The sequence below is a fragment of the Streptomyces oryzae genome, from assembly GCF_017676365.1.
Classification (GTDB): Bacteria; Actinomycetota; Actinomycetes; order Streptomycetales; family Streptomycetaceae; genus Streptomyces; species Streptomyces oryzae.
Map to the genome: position 1 here is coordinate 1 of NZ_JADKMA010000344.1, position 3,609 is coordinate 3,609.

Consider the following 3,609-nt stretch of genomic DNA (forward strand, 5'->3'; position numbering starts at 1 on the left):
GAATGGGGCGGGTGCTTTGGGTGCTCCGTATCTCCCGCTGGGTCCCTCTCGGCGTTCCGGGATGTGTTCGCCCCCTCCGTCGTCTCCGTCGAGCCCCCGTACGCCATCCGCACGGTGACCTCCGGGACACGCGACACCAGCTCCGCCGCCTGCTCGGGGAGAGCTGCCGACACGATCAGTGCCCGGGCCCCGCAGTCCCGCACGATGTATGCGGCTTCCTCGGGCGTCAGATGGCTGTTGACGGCGGTGATGTAGAGGCCGGAACGCAGCGCGGCCCAGTACACTTCCAGGCAGCGCGTGTCGTTGGCGGACAGCAGCGCGAGATGGTCACCGGGACGCAGGCCCGCCGAGCGCAGCCGGTTCGCCAGCCGTACGGAGCGCTCCTCCAGTTGCCGGTAGGTGAGCACCGCTCCGGTGCGGGCGGTGACGACGGCAGGCTTGTCCGGGTCGGCGCAGGCGTGGACTCCGGGGTACATGGCGATGCCTCCACAGCGCTGACAGAGCGTCAGTACAGTCTCGCCCCGCTGTTGCTGCTCGTACATACCCCCTCGTACGCGCGCCGGGCGAGAGTCCGCCAAGTCGGTTCCGTCGCCCCCGGCCCTGCCCGGTTACGTTGCGCGGTACTGGAGCGGTTCACCCGCGACCCCGACGGCCCCTGCGATCGAACTCGCTGACGAATCCGAGGAGAGCCCCGATGACCATTCGCCGAGTCGTTCCCGACATCACCTGCCAAGACCTCGACAAGAGCCGGGAGTTCTATGCACGGCTGGGCTTCGAGGAGGTGATGAACCTGGGCTGGGTCGTCAATCTGGCTTCCCCCAGCAACCCGACCGCGCAGGTCATCCTGATGACGTCCGACCGGACCGCGGAGGTGGAGCCCGATCTCAGCATCGAGGTGGACGACGTCGACGCCGCCTACGCCACGATGGTCGAGAGCGGCGCCGGGATCGTCCACGAACTCCGCGACGAGCCCTGGGGCGTCCGCCGCTTCTTCGCCCTCGACCCCGACGGCCGCGTCGTCAACATCGTCAGCCACCGCCAGGGCCGCCGACCCGGCGGATGATGGCCTTGCCCCGTCGATCCGACGGACGGAATCCGGGCCTTCCGCCGACATGGTCCCGACGGCCTCACCGACTACGGGGCCGTCAAGGGAACCTTCTCCGAAGACCGAACGCGGCTGACGCTCGACCGGACCTTCGGGGTCGAAAAGACTCAGTGGCCGATCGTCTCCTCCGCGGACGTGTTCGAGTCAGCCGTCAAGAAGTACGCCAAGCGGTTCGAGTCCTGTTCCGCGAAACACGAGCCCGATCCCTGTGCGGACGTGGCTCGATAGCGACCGGGCCGGCCTTCACCCCCGGCGAGGCGGAGGCCGGTTCTTCGGGCAGAGGCGCTCGAAAACCACTCGAAAACCAGTGGTGCAGCGCCGCGTGCGCCACTACCGTGCTGCCAAACCACGTCGTCTGGCCAAGGACATGCCGTTGTACACCTTGTGAGACCCCCGAGCGCTGATTCGTCGCGCGTCGCGCATGTATGTGCGCCGCGCTCCTCGTTGCTGCGGATTTCTCACTGAAACCGGTGTATTCCTGTGCTCACAAACTGGGTAACCGTCCTCATCTGCCTGCCGCCCGTTCGCCGCCGTTGCCACCCATGCGCGTCCGAGCGCTTCCGGCCGAGCGGCACGTTCCGCCTCGAGGCGAACCCCGATCTCATCGACGTCCCGGTCCGCCTCGCGGCACGGAACCCCGTCCGGAGCGACCGGCCCGCCTGGCAGTCGCCGTATGGCCCGCCGCAGCCCCGGGCGCACCGCGGCCGGTGGACAGCCGCGCCCGTCCTGGTCCGCTCCCGGCCCCGCGACTTCACCTTCACGCTCAAGCACTGAGCCCTCGCCGGGCCCATGGGCTGGGCCTCAGTCGTCCGGGTCCGGCTCCGCGAGTGACACGGTCAGGCCCTGGTCCTCGAACTCCCGGCGGGCGGCGTCCGGGATGCCGCTGTCCGTGAGGAAGGTGTCGAACAGTTCGGGGCCGCCGATGCGGGCGAAGCAGCGCACGCCGACCTTCGAGGAGTCCGTGACCACCACGGCCCGTTCGGCGCGCTCGGCCATCAGCCCGTTGATCCGTCCCTCCGACTCGTCATAGACGGTGGCCCCCTCCCTGGCATCCATACCGTTGGCGCCGATGAAGGCGATGTCCACGGTGATCCCGCCCAGCACCAGCTCGCTGAACGGTCCGGTCAGTTCGAACGTCCGGAAGTGCGCCACCCCGCCGGTGAGCACCGTCTTGATCTGCGGCCGCACTGCCAGCTCATAGGCGATGTTCAACGCGTTGGTGACGATGGTCAGATTCGGCTGCGGACTCTGTTCGGCCAGGTCGGGGCGGGCGACCAGAGCGCGGGCGATCTCCGTCGTCGTCGTGCCGCCGCTCAGGCCGACCACGCTGCCGCGCCCCACCATGGCGGCGGCGGCACGCGCCAGCGACTGCTTCGCTCCCACGTGGTGCCCGCGCTTGTAGCGGATCGGCAGGTCGTAGGTCACCGCGCTGAGCACCGCACCACCCCGGGTGCGGGTGAGCAACTGCTGCTCGGCCAAGGCGTCCATGTCGCGCCGCATGGTGGCTGCCGAGACCTCCAGCGCGGTGGCCGCTTCCTCGACCTCCACGCTGCCCCGCTCACCGAGCAGTTCGAGCAGAGCGTTCATCCGCTCATGGCGCTTCACCTGACGTCTTCTCCTTTTCCCGCCCCTCGCCCCCCAGCACGCGCAGCAGCCGGGCCGCCTCGCTCCGGACCGCTTCCCGCGCGGGGGCGACGTACTTGCGCGAGTCGATGAGCGCGGGCTCGGCCTCCAGTACCTTACGCACGCCCTGAGTGAAGACCGAGACGAGATGTGTCGATATGTTGATCTTGGTCATGCCTGCCGCCACCGCGGCCCGCAGCTCTTCGTCCGGCACCCCGGAGGAGCCGTGCAGCACCAGCGGCACCGACAGCTTCTCCCGAAGCCGCCCGATCAGCTCCAGGTCCAGCTTCGCCGTGCGCTCCCGCATCGCGTGCGAGGAGCCCACCGCGACGGCCAGCGCGTCCACACCCGTGGCCGCGACGAACTCCAGGGCCTCGTCGGGGCTGGTCCTTACCCCCGGCGCGTGCACCCCGTCCTTGCCGCCCACTTCGCCCAGCTCCGCCTCGACGAACACCTCACGGTCGTGGCACCAGGAGGTCAGCCGCGCTGTCGTCGCCACGTTCTGGGCGTACGGCAGCGTGGAGGCGTCGATCATCACCGAGCCGACCCCGGCCGCGACGCCCTGGCGGACCAGCTCCGCGTCGGTGACGTGGTCCAGATGCACCGAGACCTCGGTCCGTGCGGCCTCGGCCAGCGCGAGGGTGGCGCGGGTGATCGGCAGCAGACTGCCGTGGTAGCGCACGCAGTTCTCGCTGATCTGGAGGATGAGCGGGAGACCGGTGTCGTCGGCTGCCGCGACCAGTGCCTCGGCGGTCTCCAGATGGATCACGTTGAAGGCGGCGGCGCCGCTGCCCGCCGCACGGGCGTCGGCGAGGATCGAGGCGGTGGGAACCAGGGGCATCGGAGGGCTCCTTGAGCAGGAGGGCGGGAGAGGAGGGGAG

4 protein-coding genes are annotated in these 3,609 nt (G+C 69.6%); 1 reads left to right on the plus strand and 3 read right to left on the minus strand.

The genetic code is table 11. The features are described 5' to 3' along the window. Nucleotides 1-542: AMP-binding protein (locus tag ITI46_RS33720; RefSeq protein WP_247746996.1), on the minus strand; the 542-nt coding region annotated here is incomplete at its 3' end. A gap of 152 nt (nucleotides 543-694) precedes the next feature. Here ITI46_RS33720 and ITI46_RS33725 point away from each other — a divergent pair. Beyond that, entirely contained in the window at nucleotides 695-1,063 is a 369-nt protein-coding gene (locus ITI46_RS33725) for a VOC family protein (RefSeq protein WP_209243757.1), read from the plus strand. An 843-nt stretch (nucleotides 1,064-1,906) separates the two neighbouring features. Here the strand turns inward: ITI46_RS33725 and ITI46_RS33730 are convergent. Together ITI46_RS33730 and ITI46_RS33735 are read right to left on the minus strand one after the other, a co-directional pair. Continuing rightward, on the minus strand, nucleotides 1,907-2,710 hold the full coding sequence (locus tag ITI46_RS33730; protein ID WP_209243758.1) for a DeoR/GlpR family DNA-binding transcription regulator: 804 nt from the start codon (nucleotides 2,708-2,710) through the stop codon (nucleotides 1,907-1,909). Next, nucleotides 2,697-3,569, minus strand: coding sequence for a class II fructose-bisphosphate aldolase (locus ITI46_RS33735; protein ID WP_209243759.1), 873 nt, complete (start codon nucleotides 3,567-3,569; stop codon nucleotides 2,697-2,699). The genes ITI46_RS33730 and ITI46_RS33735 overlap by 14 nt, the downstream gene beginning before the upstream one ends. Nucleotides 3,570-3,609 lie beyond the last annotated feature (40 nt).

Bases quoted from the DNA above. Each gene is read 5' to 3' on its own strand.
- ITI46_RS33725 (WP_209243757.1), top strand. From the start codon at position 695: ATGACCATTCGCCGAGTCGTTCCCGACATCACCTGCCAAGACCTCGAC.
- ITI46_RS33735 (WP_209243759.1), bottom strand. From the start codon at position 3,569: ATGCCCCTGGTTCCCACCGCCTCGATCCTCGCCGACGCCCGTGCGGCG.